This is a genomic window from Paenibacillus sp. 01T424 (genome assembly GCF_056398745.1).
Genome location: NZ_JBFTPZ010000001.1, coordinates 173,031 through 193,669 on the forward strand (window position 1 = coordinate 173,031; position 20,639 = coordinate 193,669).

The window sequence follows — 20,639 nt, forward strand, 5'->3', positions numbered from 1 at the left end:
AGCTATGTGGTTATGGATAGGTGTAATCGGTGCATGGACGTGGGTTTCCATTGTTGAAATCCCACCCCTATTCGGCAAGCGCAGGATGAAAGAGCTTCTACTGGTTGTATTCATTATGATAACAGCAACCTCTGGCAGTCTGGCTTTCATGTATATGAACATACCGCCTAACCCTCTGGAATGGATAGAAAAAATAATATCTCCTTACGCTCGTGCAATCTACTCCTTGATGTCCTGAAAGGAAAAGACCGATGATGAAGCCAGATACTTTAAGTGTTCGCAGTTTCACGATATTAGTCATTTTTTTCATGATTGGTACCTCCATCCTCATTACGCCTGCAGGACTTACTTTGGTAGCGAAACAGGATGCTTGGATCGCAGCCATAGTAGGAATCGGTCTCAACTCTCTAAGCGTCCTCATTTATGTCAGTCTCGGTAACCGTTATGGGGACAAAACACTTATCGAGATGTGCCATCTTGCTTTTGGAAAGTGGATCGGCAATGTATTCGGTCTTTGCTTTATCGCTTTTTTCTATTTGCTCACCTCTCTAATGATTGGGGATCTCGGTTTTTTTCTAACCACACAAACCTTGCCGGAAACTCCGATTGAAATATTATTAATTATTTTTGTCATTATCGTTATATTTGCCGTACGAGCAGGCATGGTCGTTTATTCCCGTGCGGTACAAATATTTTTTCCGATCCTATTTTTTATGCTCTGCTTTCTAATCATACCTATCTTCCCTCAAATAGAATTTCTAGACTTTGAACCCATACTGGAGTATGGCTTTAAGCCCATTGTAAAAGCAGGCTTCTCCTTTTCCGGTTTTCAGGAAATGATTGTGCTGCTCATGATTTATCCTTACGTAGCGAAATCAGCAAAAAGAGGACGAGGCTTTGTATGGGGAACTGTAATCGGTGGAATTGTACTGATCATCATTACTGTGGGATGTATAGGCGTAATGGGAGCTGCCGTCACCGCTAATCAATTATTTCCGGCCTACGTACTGGCGAAAAATATTAACATCGGCCATTTTCTTGAACGTATTGAAGGGATTATGATGTTCATTTGGATTTTATCTATCGTGATGAAGATTGTGCTGACGTTTGATGCATCGTTGATTGGGCTCTGCCAGCTATTCAAATTGAAGGATCCGAAACCATATGTCATACCCATGGGATTTGGCTTGATCGCTCTAGCGCTGTTATGTTACACAAATACGATTTCCGTCAATGATTTCCTCACCAAAAACTGGACACCCTTTGCTACGATTTTCACGATATTTATACCCTTGTTCATTCTAGGTATATTACTGATTCGTGCACCGGGCGAGAGTAAAAGTAAGCAGGAAAATACAACTGAGAATGAGCAAGTATAGCTGTGATGGGGAGAAGACAAATCGGAGGTTTGTTTAATAAAACGGAGCCGCCTCAAAAGGCGGCTCCGTTGCAAAGCATAAATGACGGTAAAGCTCAGACATTATTTCCCTATAACTTCTTTCAATTTCAGCAGCACAGTAACCGCTTCAGCACGGGTAGCAACGCCAGTTGGCTCAAATTTATTACCGCTGCGTCCTTGTACAATTCCTTGCTTCTTCGCCGTTTCTGCAGCCTTCTTAGCCCATGCAGGTATAGCACTGTCATCAGCAAAGCCTGTTTTACCGCTTGCATCTGCATCAAGGCCAGTAACTTTTGCAATCATAGCAACCATCTCGGCTCTTGATATGCTTGCATTTGGACGGAAGCTGCCATCCTCATAACCTGTAAGAATACCAGCCTCAACAGCCTGAGCTACTGCCTTAACCGCCCACGCGCCAATAGCAGACTTATCTTTAAATTGCAGCTCGCTTCCGCTTGTTTGCGGCTTCAGCATTTGCATCATCATCACTGCAAACTCCGCACGTGTTACCGAAATATTCGGCTTAAATGTGCCGTCTGAATAACCATTTACAAAGCCTTCTGCCACTGCCTTTTGGATATTCAGCTGTGCCCAGTGACCATCAATATCCTTGAAGTTCAGTTGATTTTTATTTATTGCCATGACAGCAAATTTCGTAAAGTGATCCACTTCAACTTCAATTTTATTACCGTTTATCTTGCCTCCAATAGATACCCATTTTTTGCTCGTCTCATCGAAGTAGAATACAGCTGCCGTTTGATTCTCTTTAAGCAGCGATGAATTAAATTCAAAGACGAGTGTTACATTTTTGCTGAATTTACCCGAACTATTTTTCAACACTTCAAAAACTGAGCTGAGAGGAATATCGACTTTCGAGAAAAGCTTAGCCGTATCCAGCAGTTCTTCAATGGTCAGAATAATTTCCTGAGCTGTTGCTCCAGCTGGGATCGTGACTTTAATTTTCTCACCTAAACTCACCTTTGCTGAGTAACCAGCCGGTATTGTTGCTTTTCCATTCGTAGATACAATCTCTGTTATACCAGTGCCGCCGCCTGAATTACCGCCGGTTGGCGCTTTAGGTGTCGTAATATTTCTCGCATTGCTTGCCTTGGAGAAATTATTCGCATGATCGAATGCGATGACATAATACTGGTAAGCTGTTTCCGAGCTTAACCCTGTATCACTATAAGATGTACTTGTTGTTGTTGCCAGCTCAATACCATTGCGGAAAACCTTGTAGCCTGCTACTCCCAAATTGTCAGTAGAAGCAGACCACGTCAAATTAATTTGAGTGCTGGAACCCGCTTCTGCTTTCAAATTCGATGGATCAGTAGGCGCATCCGTATCAACGATAGTTGGTGTCCACCAGTTGCCGGATACGACGATCATGCTGAGCAAACGGAGGTTATTACCAAAATATAAATCATCTTCCGTTTTAACAGCCGTATTATGATCCCATAGCTTATTTAGCCATTCTTGATTGGATGAATCGATCATTGCACTAACCATTAGCGGAGCTGAGAAAGTGATATCTTGATAATCAGCTATCGCTTCCGAGCCATCCAATTTATAGCCCGCCAAAATATTTTGTGGATCGTTATCCGTCTTTTTACGAATCCACTCATTTAATGTACTTAACTGATCTTTTGCACGTTTTTCCCCTGTAATGAGATAGTCTGTGCCTATGCGCCATGGTGTGCGGGATGAGTTGTAGCTATAATCGCCGTCCGTATCTGATTCTAAAAAGGAAGGCGGTGCAGGTACAAAGCTTCCGCTGTCAGTATCCTTCACGACAAAGTCTGGGAGCAGACCAGCGTTCGGACTGAAATTTTTATAAAGGCTTTCCATCACGTTATAGGTTTTGTCGACTACCTGATTCCAACGGTCATCGCCGGAAACAACAGCAAAATCCTTCATATGCTGCAGCATGAAATCCGAAGGACGGGTAGCATTTTCATACTCGCCGCTAGTTGCCCAATCGGCAATTCTTAATACCCAATCCTTTTGGTTGACTTCACTATCCATAATGGCTTTTATTACTTTACGAGCCTGAGCCAAATAATCAATTTCCCCATCATTTCCCCATTGCTCACTCGCAAGAAGAAGTGCATAGGCAATATCCATATCTCCATCTGTAGCTGAATCCACACCGTTAATATCAATAATCGCTTTACCATTATCAGCTTGCTGCCAAGCCATGAGGTCTGGATTAATTTCGCTTGGATGTGCTCTGAAATAACGATACATGCCGTCAAAATACTTCTTCGCATCTTTATCATGGCCTGCCATTAGAGCGGTGATCAGCATTCCGTAGCCATGAGCTTCAGAAACGGTAATCTCATTCTCTTCAAACCAGTCTCCATCCGCATACCACACATAATATTGGCCTGAGGTATATGGATTCTCTTTCAAATATTTCGTTTTCCACTCGTCATATAATCTTGACACGGTATTATCCATATCAGCTTGCGTAATATGATTTGGCTTAATTGTGCCGTCCGCATAAGCGGTATGCTGAGGGAAAGCTTTAAGTGGACCTTCACCCGCAGCAGCCGGCTTCGTCTTCAAACTTATCGAATGGCTTGCAAGCGATTCTAGTCCCTCTTGATTAATTGCTTTCACTTCATACGTATAAGTGCTGTTTGCAGCTAAACCTGTATCGGAATAGGATAGCTTCGAGCTTGATGTTGCGCCAACTTTCACGCCATCACGGTACACATTATAACCTGCCACGATGATGTTTCCTGAAGATGCCGCCCAAGTCAATTCGTTCTGATACGGGGATATAGCTTTTCCAGTTAAGCTTGTTGGTGCTGAAGGCGGCTCATTCTCGGAACCATTTTCAATCGTTGTGACTTCCACCGGAGCGGAATTGTCTCTCGTTCCAACGGCCTTAACGATAAAATCATATTTCTTATTAGGGTTGATGTCTTTAATTTCTAAGCTGTATTCTGTTTGATTGCCAGTTGCCGAAATATATTCGCTCCAGTGTGCTGCTACTTTGTCGTTCTTCTCGTAAATTCTAAATCCTCTAACCGGCTCAGTTCCTGTAGAAGGCTTCTTCCAAGATAAAATCGCTTTATCCCCTTCCACCTTCACCTTGACGTTCTCTACTTTCTCCGGCTTCGTATCCGTTCTTCTGATTCCGTAGTCATCATAAGCTTTCAATCCCTTGCCAACTGTATTTTCAGCTTTTTCGTCTGCAACAGCTGCTGTGAATGCGGTAAAAGCAAGTACTTTATCCGAAATAGACACATCCGTAAACATTTTCTTGAATGGTTGAGTGTCAATCTCAGCAAAGTAATCATCATAAGGAATGGGATTGCCGTTCTCATCCTTTACTTCTTGTGCATCCCCATTTTCATCAATATAATGCTGATTATTTTTTTCGTAAAATTTATTTCCGAACGCATTAGACATCAGGTAGACTGTACCTTTAGGATCGATGGCATTGCCTTCCTCGTCGATTTTAAAATCTTTAATGATCTCATCATTTAACATTTGGAATGATCTCATATACATATGATCATGAGCTTCGAACACCATATCGATGCCCATTTCGTCAAATTCAGGAATGAGATACTTTTTGTAAAATTGAACCCGCTCATCTTCCCATTGCGCTGAATTGTCACCAGCTCCGTAAGGTCCTTTATGGAAAGTGACGAACTTCCATTTTTTATCGCTTTTTGCTACTGTGTTTTGCATCCATTTCACTTGATCCCAGAACTCTTTATCTGCCCATTCTACATCTTTCCCATTCGCAGCAAGTCCGCCTTCATATTGGGAATTGAATACCATGAAGAGCGCGTCGCCATACTCGAAGGAATAAACAGAACCTTCATCCGTTCCGGCAACCGTTTGCTTAGGCAAGTTGAAGTGGTTATAGAAATTATTATTAGGCGTCGTTACATCACCGTCATAATCATTCACTTCATGACCGCCAAGTACAGGCACATAAGGAACATTCGTGAGAGAATCCTGTGCTAAGCCCAGCATCCACTGCCATTGCTCTTCCAAATCTCCATTGTCGACCAAATCGCCTGCACTGATCAGAAATTTAGGATCGAGAGTATAATCGACTGCTTTCCTAAACGTATCTGCCCACGGTTCAAAATCAGACTTATTAGAAGCCTGCGAATCCGATCCTGCAATAAAGCGGAAAGGTTGGTTAGCTGCAGTATCCGTTGTAAATGAACCAATAATGCTCCAGCTGCCTTCTTCTCCATTGCCAACTCGGAATTTATAAGCTGTACCTGGTTTCAGCTCTCTTGCGATTGCTTTATGACTGATGAATTTCGTGAATGTGTTGGAATCACGATCAGCTTCTGTCATAAAGGTTTCAATTTCCTCCGCCGTTCCTTTATAGCTGACTACTCCATCTGCCGGGAAGACATTCCCTGACATTTTCGAAGCCTCAACGACTTGAACGACAGAGTCTGTCATCGTATCGGTATACCATGCTAGAGCGATACTCGTCTTGGGATCACCGTTAAATGTCATATTGATCATTTTCGGCAAGAAAGGCGATTGTTGTATGCTAAAGCTCCATGTCAAATCACGAATCTGAGTTACTTCGTCAGTACCTTTGATTAATGATTTCGGAACAGAGATCGTATACGTTTTGCCATAACTAAACTCAGGATGATTAATCTTAAGCGTGTTTCCACCAACAACTTCCAGTGAAACACCGGCTAATGATTTATTCTCATTGTCGACAATGCTTACAGCAGATGCGGTATCTAAAGAGATGGCCTTATTAAACTTCACGGTCAACGGCGCATCCACCGATACATTTTCAGCCTTGTCCTTTGGAAGCTTAACCAGATCAATAGTCGGTACACGAATGGCCGAGTTATCTATACGCTCCCCTTGAACCAGAATGTTTCTGATTTTGCTGGAGCCTCCGCCTCCAATTCCATCACTATTGCCATTTGTGTTCTGTCCCGAGCTAACGACCCAGCGAAGATACAGAAGCTCCTGATCATTCGCTTCACTTGGAATCGCAACGTTTTTCAGTTTGCATTCATCGTTAGGCGGACAACTGTATACTCCTTTAGTCATTTTAACCGCACCGTTCGGTACATCCGTCCATGTCGCCCGGTCCGTACTCATCTGCAGTTTAAAATCACGTGGTCCGGAGCCGGAAGAAGTTTGCTCCGATGACAAGGTTAAATTTTTATAGCCTTTAGTCGAGATCGTAGCAAGCCAATATTTTTGGCTAAAATCACCGCTCCAGCCTTGATAACTAAGATCCTTGTTGCTCCCGCTATAGTATTCAAACGTTCCACCGACATTTTGGAACAAGGAAGCCGCTCCGTAAACACCGCCTGTTGCTATGGAGATGCCATTATCCCCTTCATTCGGAAATATCCATTCCGCAACCTTCTCTGCTCCGTTACTCACAGCAGCTGGTTCATCCGCGGCAGCAACAAAGTTGGAGAAAGTGGTTGTCAACATGATGAACGTTAATAATATACAAGTCATTACATGAAATGATTTTTTCCGTTTGTTTCTACTATGCATATACTTAACCTCTTTTCTTTTCCATAATGAAAACGAATGATCAAAAAGTCCAATTCTTTGAATGCGCTGTCATAAATATTTGGTTTTCACAATCACTCTTGGCTCCACCCCCTCTTTCAGGTCGATTTTAAATTACCTAAAAGTTTAAACGCTTTAATCTTCAAAAAAGAGTTTATCCTGTAAGGAAAGCCCTGTCAATCACTTCCAAGGATTTTTCTACGAATTTCAGAGCTATTTACCTGTCCAATTCAAATTTTTCTCCTTATTTCGCACTTTTTCTCCCCGTTCCTATAAGAAAAACGAATTCATTAATTATTTTAAGTATAAGCGCTTAAATTATTTGTAAATTTGAATAGCGTTGACTTTTCAGATGCATAGACTTCCTAAAATGCTTAAAATATACATTAATTAGTATTCGAGTTTTCGAGAAAAGGTGCGTTTAGCTGTGATGAAAATAAGAAGAGTAAGAGGTTTATTTAGTTTTATGAAAGAGCGATCAAGCACAAGGATTCCCAGTACCCCATAAAATGACTATCGTCATATTAAGAAAATTACCTTTATCACTAAATAAGGCATGCCAAAACAATTAAGATAAAAGTATCAAATCGATGAGGTGAGCGAGAAAATGAACGGAAACACTTTTTATATGATGATCGCTTTTATAGCCGTTTTAGTTTTGTGGAGAAGGACGAGAAGCATGTACCGTCCAATACGGGGGAACGGGATTCGATTGCTGATTCCTCTGTTATTCATAATCCCTGGCCTGTCTTTAATTATTAACCCTAACGTGAATGAACCGGCTTGGGCTTTTGGAATAGCCTTCGGGCTTGGCGTTATATTTTCCATCCCATTGATTTGGACGACTAATTACGAAGTGAGAGATGACAATTTGATTTATTCTAAGAAAAACTGGGGATTTATCGCAGCTTTCATAGGTATTGTGTTCATACGGTTTGCTCTGCGTCAAGAATTGTCCGACTTGGATCCTCAAGGTAAAACAGCTTTATTCATGCTAGTAGCTTTCGGTTATATCATTCCGTGGAGAGTTTTTTCGTTTATCAAATTTCGGCGTGTGGCCAACCAATTGCAATTGTCTAAAATAAACTAAAGTTTGGTTGCCTGCGGATAAAAAAAAGGAATTCTCACAGTAAAAAAAAGCTGATCGGCAATAGCGCTGATCAGCTTTTTCGATTCATTCTTCGCGAATGACTAATAACAAACCAATAAAAATGAGTATAGTACCTATCCAAAATGATAAGCCAATTTGTTCACCTAGCAATAGCCAGCCTAAAAAAGCACCAACTATAGGTTGGAAAAAGAAAAATAATCCGCCACTCGAAGCATTAAGCATTTGCAGCCCACGATTCCACAGTAAAAAGGCACAGGCTGTCGAAATAACTCCCAAGTACAATAGTCCGCCCCATATAGATGGATGCATCAAGGCTTGAAAATCAAGCTCCGGCAATCGAGTAACGGTGAAAGGTGTAAGTAAAACAATGGCTACAAGGGTTGTATAAAAAGTTACAACAATTTGTGAATAGTTCCTGGGTACCCGCTTAATAAGAACAGACATAAGCGCCCAAGTAAGGGCGGCAATAAGCAGTGATACACCACCAAGCTGTAGGGATGAATCGATATTGGCATTTCCGACAATAATGCTTACCCCTATTGTTGCTAAAATAATTGAAATTGCTTTTTTAAACGTGATCTTTTCTTTTAAAATGATACGTGCAAATAGCACTATGAATGCTGGTGTCGTTGAAGTAATAATAGCACCCATTTGTGCTGTAGAAAGCATCGTACCTACTTCTTGGGTAATGATAGAAATTGTATTTCCAATAAGTCCAATGAAGAAAATTAATAATAAATCACGCTTTTCAATCCGCCATGATTGTTTCGTTACAACGCCAATAAATAGCAATGATAAAATCGCAATTACATAACGAATCCACACTAATTCAAGTGGTGGAACAAAGTCTACCACATGTTTTACAACAACATACATCCCGCCCCAAATGCTAGCTGCGAGTGATAAATATAAAGAACCTAATAAAGTGTTTTTCATTTTGTACCCTCCGTTTTCCTAGACAGTTCCTGTCCTTAACGGAGTTGTAGTTTTCTACCGTTAAGGAAGAATAACTACAGGTACATCGTTTTCAAAGAGTGGTGACCACATCATCTGTCTTCAGCTCACTTTCAAAAGAGTAATTTTATTTTATATGATTTTTTTTGATAAGGCTATTACCTATTTTAATTATAACGATGTACCAGCGTATGAGAAAAACCCTTAGTGAATAACCAGTCCAATGAAATGGGAATCTTATACAGGATCAGACTGATAAGAATTGGGAGTGAGCGGAAAATGAAAACGATGACAGCGGCTGGCAGTGCTAACCTGCAAACTCGCACGACTCAAAAAACAGTAGGCCAGTACTTGTTCGATTGTCTACAGCTGGAGGGCATTACCGAAATTTTTGGCGTTGCTGGAGACTACAACTTTACACTATTGGATACGCTGGAGCGCTATAACGGCATCCGGTTTATGAGTGGACGGAACGAATTAAACTCAGGTTATGCGGCGGATGGTTATGCAAGAGTTAAAGGCATATCCGCTCTTATTACGACTTTTGGAGTCGGAGAGCTTAGTGCTTGTAATGCGATAGCAGGAGCTAACAGCGAGCATGTGCCGCTAATTCATATAGTAGGTGCGCCTCCCGATAAGGATCAAAAGGAACATAAGCTGATGCATCACACTCTAATGGATGGAAACTTTGACGTCTTCCACAAAGTGTACGAGCAGATTACGGCTTATACTGCAGTACTGACACCGGAAAACGCTGAGATTGAAATCCCTGCCGCCATTCGTATTGCGAAGGAAAAGAAAAAGCCAGTGTACCTCGTTGTGGCTGATGATCTAGTGACCATGCCGATCATGACACGAAGTGAGCCGGTACCCCCGCGTCCAATGTCCAATCTGAAAACTCTTCAGGCAGCAACGGAACATGCCCGCCAACTGCTGGAGCGTGCCCATCGGCCGATCATTTTGGTTGATGTCAAAACCATGCGTTTCGACCTCGTAACCGCAGTTCGGCATCTAGCCGATGCGATGAACGTACCTGTTGCAACAATGATGTTCGGCAAAGGGGCATTTGACGAAACCCATCCGAATTATATTGGGATGTACGAAGGTTCATTCGGAAGTTCTGAAGTCCAAACCGCAGTAGAAAATGCAGACTGTGTCATTGCAGTAGGCATGGTATGGGCGGACAATAATACCGCGAACTTCACTGCGAAGCTAAACCCGCTCGTGACTATCAATATTCAACCGGGCATGGTCAAGGTCGCAGAAGCGGAATATCCGAATGTATTAGCAGCCGACATGCTGCTTGCGGTGCAGAATATTGGATACATAGGCCAAGGTTTAGCGGGAAAAACGACATTCCCATACGACCAAATAACTGGCAGTGCCGGTGACCCACTAACTGCGGCCAATTATTACCCGCGTTTTCAGAAGTTGCTGAAGGAAGGGGATATTGTGGTCGCCGAGACCGGCACGTTTTACAACGGGATGGCGCAGGTGAGACTGCCGCGCAATGCAACATATATTGCGCAAGGTGGCTGGGAGGCGATCGGTTATGCCACACCTTCCGCATACGGTGCCAACGTCGCTGCACCTGATCGGCGGGTGTTGTTATTTACAGGTGACGGCTCCTTGCAGTTGACAGCCCAAGAGATTAGCACCATGCTCTATTATGAATGCAAGCCTATTATCTTCATCTTGAACAACGATGGCTACACAATCGAGAAATATTTAAATGTCAAAACAGAGAATCAGCAATATAACAAAATTCCGCGCTGGTCATACACTAAGCTTGCCGAAGTGTTTGGAGGCGATGCGTTTGCCGTGACAGTACGAACCTATGGAGAGCTTGATCAGGCTATAATTCAAGCGGAGAGGGAATGTACAGGAAGACTCTGTATCATCGAAATGATAGCCGCTGACCCTATGGACGCACCAGAAAATATGCGCCGGATGCGCAATTATTTGGAAATGCAGGAGAAACAACGCAGCCAAAACTAGAAAAAGCAGCATCTAGTTTGCTTCTTCTTCCTTCATAAACACTGTAAATATTCTGATTATGAGGCCCGATAAACTCTAGAACCAAGCTATCGGGCTTCAACTTTATTTATGGAATGATCAGAGTTAAACAATACGCTGTTACCCATTAATTGAACGTTGTAGTTCACGAATGTCCTTCCACGAAATGAGCTTGATGTTTTCCTTTAGGAAGAGCTGCTTTATATCCAAATCACAGAGTAAGCGGAATTCAATTTCCCTTTCCATATAACAGTTTGTTAATTGCTTCAGTTCATCAGTAATGATAGACGGATGAACAGTTAACTGGGTGATACCAGACTTTAGGTTTTTGATCATGGATACAAACTGCGCCTTCACCGTCTCGTGCTCTTCATTCGTGCTAAGGCAATAGGGAAGAGAAATGATATCATCAATGAGGAAAATACCGCGCCTGTCCGCTGAAGAAATTCGTTCGGAAAACCTCTCCTTTTGCTCTTCGTTTATAAACGGCTGCATTAGAATTCTTCTAGGGAAATTAAAGGGCAGTTGATACTCTTGGCATAAATCTAATGCTATATCCAAAAAATCACGTCCTGTGTTTAGACCAAAGATACTCCCTGCATGACTGTCAAGATGAGTGGGATCAATCCCTTGAGAAATCGCATATGTAATTTGAGCTCGCATTTCAAGCCTAACCTCATCCAGATCAGCATTGGACTCTAAAAATGCGATATCTGTAAAGAATTCATTAACTGAATTAACAAGGCTGTAGAGCGGATTCTCATGATACACAGGCTTATATCCTTGATGCTCTGAACTTGATAATGTCAAATGAATTCCGGCCTGCTCGATAGTCTGAATATCACCCTTGCTTAAAGCTTCTTTGGCTGCTCGGCAGGGAATCATTATTGAAGTTGAGGTAATGGCAGCCTGTTGAAATAATGTATGAATAGCCTCATTGGTTCCCCATGTTATTCCATAATCATCCGCATTAATAATTAATAATCGATCTGATTCTTTATATCCAAATTTAGAATTCATTTACTCTCTCCCTAATACAAGTTGAAACATGAATAAGGGCGTAAGCACATTTGTGCCTACGCCCTTGCCCAAGTCATTTATTTCCGTTCAATATATACTGGTTATTCAATTCAATTTATAGTTGTCTTATTTTAAGAGCCTAAATCAGGTTGGTCCAAGAAGCTAACTGTGTTATCCGTCGTTCCATGCAATTCAAAGATAATAATCTCATTATCACCTTGCTTCAATAATGGACCTGGCACATACAATCTCTTCTGCGGTCCAATATCCCAATAACGACCCAGATTGAAACCATTGATAAACACGACCCCTTTGGTCCACCCTTCCAAACTAAGGAAAGTATCACATGGCTCATCCACAATTAACGTTCCTCGGAAGAAGCTCGGACCTGTTTGTTCCGTGATGTTCCCGAATTGCAAACCCGATAAGTCCGTTAGCGGTAACGTGTACGTCGTCCAATCCGACAAGAACTGGCGCCCAAAACGTACCCCTTCGGTAATCCCTTTCCGGTCTTTCATATAAGGTCCGTAATTAACTCGGCCTAAATTCTCAACAAGGATAGAGACCTCTACTCCTTCAGCAGGCACTTCAAATTCTATCTTCACATCGGTATGAACGCGGTCCAGAACACCAGCCGGCTGTCCGTTAATGAAAATTTGTGCGCGGTCATGCACGTCTTGCAAGAAAAACTGATCTTTAGGACGTGGTCCGCTAATAAACGTACGATAATGAATAAATCCGTAATCCTGCCCCAGTTTTTCCATTGTCTCAGGGTATGCCGTATAAATAGGTGCAGAGATGTTGTCCAAATTAGCCGCTAATGAAGCTTGCTCGGTCATTTTCACTTGTCCATACGCTTTCCTAGCGATCGGAGCTGGCAATTCACATGCAGGTACATCCACATATTTGGAGATAACATCGCGCACCGCATAATATTTAGCGGTCGGTTCACCGGATTCATTTAGCAAGGCATCATAATCATAGCTAGTCACCGTAGGTTCATAGCTATCCGCCGTATGGCCGTTCGCTCCGTTGTAGAAACCAAAGTTTGTTCCGCCATGGAACATATAGAAATTAACGGACCCGTTCAGACTAAGCATTTCATCAAGCACACTCGCGACATCCTCAGCGGGACGGGTATGATGCTCCTCCCCCCAATGATCAAACCAACCGTTCCAATATTCCATACACATAAATGGCGCATCCGGTTGATATTGTTTAAGCTTCTCGAACGCTTCTGCTGGCCGAGAACCAAAATTCACCGTTGCCAGAACACCATCGATCATACCGCCTTGCAGCATTGCATCTTCAGGTCCATCGGAGGTGAATAGCAGAACGTCTATTCCACGTGCAATCATGCTTTCTTTTTGATGAATCAAGTAGCGTTTGTCATTGCTATAGCTTCCATATTCATTCTCGACCTGCATCGCGATGATCGGCCCGCCATTGGTGCATAGAAGCGGTTTTAATTTCGGAAGCAGCACATCATAATAAGCATCTACATGATCTAGAAACGGCTTATGGTAGCAGCGCAGGCGCATATCAGGGTCCGCCAGCAGCCAAGATGGCAATCCGCCAAATTCCCATTCCGCACAAATATAAGGCGCTGGTCGAACAATAACATGCAGCCCGATTTCTCCAGCCAGCTCAATAAAACGAACGATATCCGCCATGCCTTCAAAATAAAATTGGCCTTTCTTCGGCTCGTGAAGATTCCATGGGACATACGTTTCCACGGTATTGAGCCCGCAGGCTTTTAATTTTGCAAGTCGATCTTGCCAATGCTCAGGTACAGTTCGGAAATAATGAAAAGCTCCTGAGAGAAGACGTATCGGCTGATCATTATAATAAAATGAAGATCCTGAATAATTAAATGTAGTCATTTATTTCCCGCCTTATAAAATAGTTAAATCATTAATTAAGCATAATGACTCGCTATAGCCTGATTGATTCTCTCTCTTGTCGCTAACAGCCATTCTCCACTGCCCTTTGGATAAACAGAGAACGTCAATGGTTCTTGCAAACCCTCTTCCAACAGCTTTATCGTCTGTTCTTTGCCAATCTCCTGCTCTAGCAGCTCGAGTGCGCGCAAGTCTTGCATCGCCTCATAGAGAACTTCCAAGCGAATAGACTCAATTGGACCCTCTTCGCCAGGATAAACCAAGAAGGAATCTCCCGAAGGAAACGCAAGCTTTGCATCCGTTGACCGATAGGGATCCAGCTTCTGATCGATGGAGTACTGCGAATACCAGAAATTAAAACCCCAATGCAGAAAGCCCTTCAATCCAAACTTATACAACTGAAGCCCAATAACCCGGTTTCTAGAGGAAGGCATGTTAAAAAAACGATTGGACACTTCTTGATGCTGCGCACAGCAATAATAGGTCCATAAATCCGGAACGCCATGCTCCAGAAACGGTTCGATATGATTGTTCCCCGGAATCGGTCTTTGCACTAGACCCCGCTCATACATATCCAAATCAGACAGCGCGTCCATAATAGGATAATCAGACAAATGCTTACGCACGATCTGGCTTGCAGCCTGATAGGATTCCAATTGACTGAGGTCCGGCTCATCCGAAATATGGAACCAGCTTTGCTGATCCAGTCCATTTTCTTTCAAGTAGCGATCAAGACTCGGCAGGAATTGATCCAAGAAGCTGCGATAAGCTTCAGAGGATGCATCCGTCTCCCAGCCGAATAGTTTTCTCTCTTCTCCTTGTACCGTTCCCATAATTTTCGGAGCGCATTTTGCTCCCCATTGCGTAAACAAGTGTGAAAACTCAAAGTACTTCACGTCCAGCTTCTTGCACATCGTTACCCACCGCGTAAGTTGATCAAAGCCAAATGTATAAGTATCTCCCTCCACATCAACTTTCACCAGTTGGACAGTTGGACGCTCACCTCCAACAAGGGTATCGAGCGGCGGCGTAAAGAGTGGCGTCAATACCATGTTCATGCCGTGCTTGACCATCGCGTCCACATAACGTTCCAGAAGCGTCCAATGCGCTTCACTAAAGACTTCGACACCGTACTGCGTTGCAATACAATCCACATGAAACCATTCCGTGTGAATTAACTGCTGCGCGGGCAATGCAGCAGGGATGACTGTCAATTGAAATGTATCGGATACCGCTAAGGACTCCCCTTCCTCTGATTGGAAGGAGAATTGAATGGAATGAACACCCGCAGCGACAGATTCATCAAGCTCCACGCTCACCCAAATGGAACGCCACTGCTCAGGTACCGCATTAATGGATTGTTGATTCAGCTCATATAATGGATCTGGATATAGTCCCGGTGTCGTGCGCAGGACGTTATCATCAGGATTTGTGAAACATGGCATCTCCGAAGGAGCCAGCCCAACAGACCTAATCAAAATACGGTCTGCAAGGTCGGAGTCGATGTTTACATTTATATTTTTTAAGAGAGTATCTGAGGTGTATGCGACTTGGAAGGAATAGGTTTCGCCGAAAAGCGCAGAAGCGCTTTGAAAGGTTTGTTCGGTTGGCGTCTCATCTGCGAATACTTTTGCCAACGAGCTTAGTAGTTTCGTCTCAAATTGAACTGGATTATTCATACATCTTGCACCTCTTTAAATTAGAATGCTTTCTGCAAAATCTTTGAGATTGATGCTGTTTCCATCTACTCTTGATTGCTCCGCCGCGAAGGCCATTAAATGGCTTTGAACGGATTGACTTGCCGAGGTAAGTCCCTCACTCTTGCCATCTTCTCTTACCAGCTTTAAGAAATCCTTGAGTAAACCCATATCACCGCCGCCGTGGCCAACATGACCTCCCATATCTTCAAATGAGATTCGCTCAATCTTGCCGCTGCCAAAGTGGATCACTTCAATTTCATTTTTCTCCATGGCGCCGCGGATTTCACCTTTGGTTCCCATAAGCTTGATTGTGCGGCTGACATCTCTAGTAAATGCGCTCATCGTAAATGCTGCAGTGACGGAATTCGCAAACTCCAAATTCACAACCTGGTGGTCAACAACATCGTTGTCACAATGATAGACGCATCTGCCATAAGGTCCTTCCTCAAGCGCCTTATAACGCGCACTATAGCTCAGATCATTACTAATTGCCGAAGTTGGCCAATTCGTATCCTCTGTTAAATAGTAATTAGGCGCGTAGTAGAGACATTCGTCTGCCACTGGACACCCGTCTAAGCAGCGTAACGGCGCTCCTGCCGGCGCTTGATCGGCTGTGAAATGTGAGAGTGATCCGAAGGAGGATACACGAACACATTCCGAACCAGCCAACCAGAGCAAAATGTCCAGATCATGACAGGACTTCGCTAGAATCATTGGACTAGAATCCTCTTTCCGGCTCCAATTTCCTCTTACGAAGCTATGCGCTTGATGCCAGAACCCTACATTTTCATTATGCGTGATAGACATTAATTTACCAATTGTTTCTTTTTCTAATAATTCTTTAATGGTAGAGAAGAAATTCGTATAACGAAGCACATGACAAATCGAAAACACTCGATTTAACTGAGACGCCTTTTCTCCCATAAGCAAACATTCTTTGGCATCGGGAGACATCGGCTTCTCAAGCAGCACATGATAACCTGCCTCAAGTGCTTTCATTGTCGGATCAAAATGCTGTTTATCTTGCGTGCAGATGAGTACGGCATCGGCTAGTTTTGGCATAGCGAAAAAATCATCCCAGTTCTCAAAACACATATTATCTGCAATGTTATGTCTAGCTTGGAAGCTCTCCCTGCGCTCTGCAACCGGCTCTGCAACAGCTACAACTTGCAGCTCATTAGGATGAGCAAGAGCATACTCCAAATAGTTGACACCCCGCAAGCCCGCTCCAATTATGGCAACCGTTACTTTTTTCATAATTAATCTCTCCTCGATGTTGTAAGTCTATCTATTCCTTGACGCTTCCTACGGTCATGCCTTTAACAAAATACTTTTGCAAGAACGGATATACGAGCATAATGGGCAAAGCACCCATAAAGATTTGCGCATTTCGAAGTGTCTTCTCGCTTAAGTTGTCCATCACTTTAAGCTGCTCAATAGACATGGAAGACATTTGGGCATTAATCGACATAATTAATGTAGACAGATACGTTTGCAATGGGTACTTTTCTGGTGAATTCAAGTAAAGAATGCCATCAAACCAAGAGTTCCAATGCCCAACAATCGTGAACAAGCCAATCGTTGCGATCGAAGGAAGCGATACAGGCAAATAAATTTGCCAAAGCACACGCCAGTGTCCCGCACCGTCAATTGTCGCTGCCTCATCCAGTTCTCTCGGAATGGATCTGAAGAAATTCAGCATGAGCACCATATTCCATACATTCAAAGCACCCGGCAAAACGAGCGCCCAAATCGAATCAATGATGCCTGTATCTTTGACAATGATATACGTAGGAATCAATCCGCCGCCGAAAAACATCGTTATCGCAAAGAACCATACATAAGGGGTTCTAAATTTAAACTGATGATTAGATTTCGCAAGCGGAAAAGCGGTAATAAATACAAGCAGCATATTAACAGCCGTCCCAAGCACGACCCGCTGTACGGATACCCATAATGATCGGAAGAACTCAACCTTCTCTCCCAAGTATTGATAGGCATCCAAGGAGAAGCCGACAGGCCAAAGCTTAACTTCTCCTGCCATCGCAGCCGTATTCGAGCTAAGTGAGATGGAGAGTAAATGAATAAACGGGATAATACCAAGCAGCGTGATAGCTGTTAACAACAACGTATTGAAGACGACAAAAAGCTTTCTACTGATTGATGGTTTGTGTATCACTGTATTACCTCCGTTCTAGAATATTCTGTAGTTGTTAAGTTTATAAGCCGCATAGTAGGTAATGGATACTAACCCTAATGAAATGACCGATTTAAAGAGGCCGATTGCCGCTGCCGGTCCGAATTGCTGGCTGAACATCCCTAGTCGATAAACGAATGTATCAATGATATCTGCGCCTTCATAAACGGTCGGGTTATACATAATTAGAATTTGTTCGAAGCCAGCATTTAGAATTCCGCCTAAGCTTAATACGCCAAGCAAAATGAGTATGGGGGAAATGCCTGGAAGCGTAATGTGCATCACTTGCTTCCATTTGCCTGCTCCGTCAACCTCTGCTGCTTCATAAAGCGTTGCATTGATGCCTACAATGGCAGCGAGCATAACAATCATATTGTAGCCCATGCCTTTCCACACATCTGATCCAATGACAATGCCTCTGAACCAGTCATTGTCGAGCATAAACATAATCGGCTGAAATCCCATTTCGGTTAACAAGCCATTAACAGGTCCGCTCAGCGAGAACAATTCAATGACGACTCCGCCAAGCACGGTCCATGACAGAAAGAACGGAAGGAAGATGGCAGATTGAATGAAACCTGAGAACCATTTTCTTGTTACTTCATTTAGCAATAACGCAAGAATAAGAGGAACAAGCAAAAACAGGATCATTTTGAAAATCGCAATAATGATCGTATTCCAAAGCACTTGACCAAAATCCGGCAACGCAAATACGTAACGGAAATTGTCAAAGCCTACGAATTCAGATTTAAAAAAACCGGATAATGGTTCAAATTGTTGAAAAGCCATCACAAGGCCAGCCATAGGACCGTATGCATAGATCAAAGTAGCGATAACACCGGGCAGTAACATCAAATGTAGTACATATTCTTTTTTCAGCGTTCTCATAGATGACCCTCCTAACCAGCTGCTAATTTTAAAGCGGGAGGAGTTGTCGACTCCTCGACTCGTCTCTCCCGCTTTTGATTGATTTAAGATTTAATTTTTCGCTTGCTCGCCGTACCATGCATTAACTTCTGCTGTAATATCATCGCCGCCTAGCGATTTCCAGCTTGCAACGAACTTATCAAATTCATCAATGGAAGCGCCCATAATGATCTTTGTAAAGGATTCCTGCATAAGCTTATCAAGCTGAGCACCTTTTTCTACTTGTGTTTTTGTAGGAAGGCCATAGAATTCATTGTTTACAAACGCTCCGCTTTCTTTAATTTTACGCGTCGTTCCCCAGCCGCCATCTTTTGCTGCACGGCTGTAATATTGACCCCAATTGACGCCTTTGGAAGCATCTTTTGTATTGCCTGCGAGGAAATCGGTTCCTGCTTTGAATACGTCCGCCACGTTCTTGTAGTTCTCATCATCCAGCGTAATTTCAGTTTGTTTAGCGTCGAGTGCTTTGTTTACTTCTGTATAGATGGTTTCAATTTGAGCCGGGTTGTAGATACGTGGATTAAACCAGTTGTATACATAACCATTCTCGGCTTTGTTTTTCTCTAAATATTGTTTGTTACCCATTTCGATATAGAAGTTGATCATTTTAATAGCAGCTTCTGGATTTTTCGCTTTTTTGTTTACAGCGAAAACCTTGCCAGCGCGAATTTTCGGAACGAGTGATTTTGCTGGACCGTCCAGCCCTGGAATTTGAACAGCAATCCATTCAGCCTTCGGATCTTTGTCAATATTTAAATTAAGCGGCCAGTTCGGGTACCACCATTCTCCGTAGGAAATACCTACCTTGCCCGAAGTAAGATCTTCTACTGCTTTGTTCTCATCCTTCAGCGCAAACTCCTTATTGAGAATGCCATTTTGGTACCAAGACTGCAGCTTGCTAAGTGCCGTCTTCACCTCAGGTTGAATAAGGCCCGGTATTAGTTTATCTTCACCATTTTTGATCCAAGCCGTTTGAGCATCACCAATGGATGGGTAAGCTCCGAATCCGTTAAACAATCCTCTTACATCAAAGCCCCAGAAAAACAACGTTTTCTGCAATGAAATACCATAAGTATCATTTTGCTTGTTTTGATCTGGATCGTTTTTCACAAATGCTTCTGCAACCTTCTCCAGCTCATCGATTGTCGTAGGCGCTTGCAAGTTCAAATTATCCAGCCAATCCTTCCGAATCCAAAGCAGCTGCGTGGATAGGAATGGATCTTCAAAAGCTGGAATGGCCAGCTGTTTGCCGTCTGCGTTATAAGTCTTCATTGCAAAGCCGCCATCAGACTCCATATATTTCTTAAGTGTAGGAGATGCATATTGCTCATATGCTTCTGTCAGATCAGCGAGCATATCTTGCTTTTTCAGCTTTTCGAAGTTTTTCGGGTCCAGCTCCAAAATATCAGGCAGGTCGCCCGATGCCATCGCAAGTGAGAACTTTTGTTCAAATTGGCTGGAAGGCACGGTCCATTTATATTTCACTTCGATGTTCATCATCTCTTTTAAATCTTTAAAGTAAGCATTTTGATCTGGTGTAATTCCTTTTGGCGTTCTTGAATCCTCAGGTGGATTAAATCCAAGCACTTCTGTAACCGTAACCGGTTCAGCGTATTTACCGAATGGATCTGGCGGAGTGACTTCAGTCTGGTTGTTCTCTGTTGACGGTTTAGAAGTGGATGTGTTTCCTTTGTCATTTCCTTGGCTGGAGCATGCTGTAATGGCTGAAGCAGACAGCGATAACAACAAAATCATCTTCATTGTCTTATAATTTTTCATATGGAACACTTCCCCCTTTTGATAATGTTAGTAGCCCTGATCCCTGTGTTTATTATATTTCGAGAGGGAAAGCGGTTTCAATTTCACTTTTTTT

13 protein-coding genes are annotated in these 20,639 nt (G+C 42.9%); 4 read left to right on the forward strand and 9 right to left on the reverse strand.

All coding sequences use genetic code 11. The annotated features are described in order from the left end of the window. Window positions 1-4: 4 nt before the first annotated feature. Window positions 5-238 (forward strand): hypothetical protein, encoded by a 234-nt coding sequence (locus tag AC1DPK_RS00640; protein WP_477508942.1) that lies wholly within the window; start codon window positions 5-7, stop codon window positions 236-238. Between the two features lie 13 nt (window positions 239-251). Further along, entirely contained in the window at window positions 252-1,379 is a 1,128-nt protein-coding gene (locus AC1DPK_RS00645; protein ID WP_441880319.1) for a GerAB/ArcD/ProY family transporter, read from the forward strand. A 101-nt stretch (window positions 1,380-1,480) separates the two neighbouring features. On the opposite strand, the gene AC1DPK_RS00650 is transcribed toward AC1DPK_RS00645, so the two are convergent. Further along, window positions 1,481-6,922, reverse strand: coding sequence for a glycosyl hydrolase family 8 (locus tag AC1DPK_RS00650; protein WP_477508943.1), 5,442 nt, complete (start codon window positions 6,920-6,922; stop codon window positions 1,481-1,483). A gap of 625 nt (window positions 6,923-7,547) precedes the next feature. Between AC1DPK_RS00650 and AC1DPK_RS00655 the strand changes: the two genes are divergently transcribed. Next, window positions 7,548-8,030 carry a CcdC family protein gene (locus tag AC1DPK_RS00655; RefSeq protein WP_441880315.1) on the forward strand — a complete coding sequence of 161 codons (483 nt, stop codon included), beginning with the start codon at window positions 7,548-7,550 and terminating at the stop codon, window positions 8,028-8,030. A gap of 84 nt (window positions 8,031-8,114) precedes the next feature. Here the strand turns inward: AC1DPK_RS00655 and AC1DPK_RS00660 are convergent, their stop codons facing one another. Continuing rightward, complete coding sequence (locus AC1DPK_RS00660; protein ID WP_477508944.1) at window positions 8,115-8,987, reverse strand: DMT family transporter; 873 nt, start codon at window positions 8,985-8,987, stop codon at window positions 8,115-8,117. Window positions 8,988-9,284: 297 nt separating this feature from the next. Between AC1DPK_RS00660 and AC1DPK_RS00665 the strand changes: the two genes are divergently transcribed. Next, complete coding sequence (locus AC1DPK_RS00665; protein WP_477508945.1) at window positions 9,285-11,003, forward strand: alpha-keto acid decarboxylase family protein; 1,719 nt, start codon at window positions 9,285-9,287, stop codon at window positions 11,001-11,003. Window positions 11,004-11,141: 138 nt separating this feature from the next. On the opposite strand, the gene AC1DPK_RS00670 is transcribed toward AC1DPK_RS00665, so the two are convergent. The 7 genes from AC1DPK_RS00670 to AC1DPK_RS00700 all read right to left on the reverse strand — a co-directional run bounded on the left by AC1DPK_RS00670 (window position 11,142) and on the right by AC1DPK_RS00700 (window position 20,545). Next, entirely contained in the window at window positions 11,142-12,041 is a 900-nt protein-coding gene (locus AC1DPK_RS00670; protein WP_477508946.1) for a polysaccharide deacetylase family protein, read from the reverse strand. A 131-nt stretch (window positions 12,042-12,172) separates the two neighbouring features. Further along, window positions 12,173-13,924 carry a beta-galactosidase gene (locus AC1DPK_RS00675; RefSeq protein ID WP_477508947.1) on the reverse strand — a complete coding sequence of 584 codons (1,752 nt, stop codon included), beginning with the start codon at window positions 13,922-13,924 and terminating at the stop codon, window positions 12,173-12,175. A 35-nt stretch (window positions 13,925-13,959) separates the two neighbouring features. Further along, window positions 13,960-15,621 (reverse strand): DUF4091 domain-containing protein, encoded by a 1,662-nt coding sequence (locus AC1DPK_RS00680; protein ID WP_477508948.1) that lies wholly within the window; start codon window positions 15,619-15,621, stop codon window positions 13,960-13,962. 15 nt (window positions 15,622-15,636) lie between these two features. After that, a complete protein-coding gene (locus AC1DPK_RS00685) occupies window positions 15,637-16,899 on the reverse strand; it encodes a Gfo/Idh/MocA family protein (protein WP_076267644.1) in 1,263 nt (420 codons plus the stop codon). Between the two features lie 31 nt (window positions 16,900-16,930). Then, complete coding sequence (locus tag AC1DPK_RS00690; protein ID WP_430060443.1) at window positions 16,931-17,818, reverse strand: carbohydrate ABC transporter permease; 888 nt, start codon at window positions 17,816-17,818, stop codon at window positions 16,931-16,933. 18 nt (window positions 17,819-17,836) lie between these two features. Then, the gene (locus AC1DPK_RS00695; RefSeq protein WP_477508949.1) at window positions 17,837-18,727 is read right to left on the reverse strand and encodes an ABC transporter permease; all 891 of its coding nucleotides are present in this window, start codon (window positions 18,725-18,727) and stop codon (window positions 17,837-17,839) included. Window positions 18,728-18,817: 90 nt separating this feature from the next. Next, window positions 18,818-20,545 (reverse strand): extracellular solute-binding protein, encoded by a 1,728-nt coding sequence (locus tag AC1DPK_RS00700; RefSeq protein ID WP_477508950.1) that lies wholly within the window; start codon window positions 20,543-20,545, stop codon window positions 18,818-18,820. Window positions 20,546-20,639: the final 94 nt, after the last annotated feature.

Bases quoted from the DNA above. Each gene is read 5' to 3' on its own strand.
- AC1DPK_RS00640 (WP_477508942.1), top strand. From the start codon at position 5: ATGTGGTTATGGATAGGTGTAATCGGTGCATGGACGTGGGTTTCCATT.
- AC1DPK_RS00645 (WP_441880319.1), top strand. From the start codon at position 252: ATGATGAAGCCAGATACTTTAAGTGTTCGCAGTTTCACGATATTAGTC.
- AC1DPK_RS00650 (WP_477508943.1), bottom strand. From the start codon at position 6,922: ATGCATAGTAGAAACAAACGGAAAAAATCATTTCATGTAATGACTTGT.
- AC1DPK_RS00655 (WP_441880315.1), top strand. From the start codon at position 7,548: ATGAACGGAAACACTTTTTATATGATGATCGCTTTTATAGCCGTTTTA.
- AC1DPK_RS00660 (WP_477508944.1), bottom strand. From the start codon at position 8,987: ATGAAAAACACTTTATTAGGTTCTTTATATTTATCACTCGCAGCTAGC.
- AC1DPK_RS00665 (WP_477508945.1), top strand. From the start codon at position 9,285: ATGAAAACGATGACAGCGGCTGGCAGTGCTAACCTGCAAACTCGCACG.
- AC1DPK_RS00670 (WP_477508946.1), bottom strand. From the start codon at position 12,041: ATGAATTCTAAATTTGGATATAAAGAATCAGATCGATTATTAATTATT.
- AC1DPK_RS00675 (WP_477508947.1), bottom strand. From the start codon at position 13,924: ATGACTACATTTAATTATTCAGGATCTTCATTTTATTATAATGATCAG.
- AC1DPK_RS00680 (WP_477508948.1), bottom strand. From the start codon at position 15,621: ATGAATAATCCAGTTCAATTTGAGACGAAACTACTAAGCTCGTTGGCA.
- AC1DPK_RS00685 (WP_076267644.1), bottom strand. From the start codon at position 16,899: ATGAAAAAAGTAACGGTTGCCATAATTGGAGCGGGCTTGCGGGGTGTC.
- AC1DPK_RS00695 (WP_477508949.1), bottom strand. From the start codon at position 18,727: ATGAGAACGCTGAAAAAAGAATATGTACTACATTTGATGTTACTGCCC.
- AC1DPK_RS00700 (WP_477508950.1), bottom strand. From the start codon at position 20,545: ATGAAAAATTATAAGACAATGAAGATGATTTTGTTGTTATCGCTGTCT.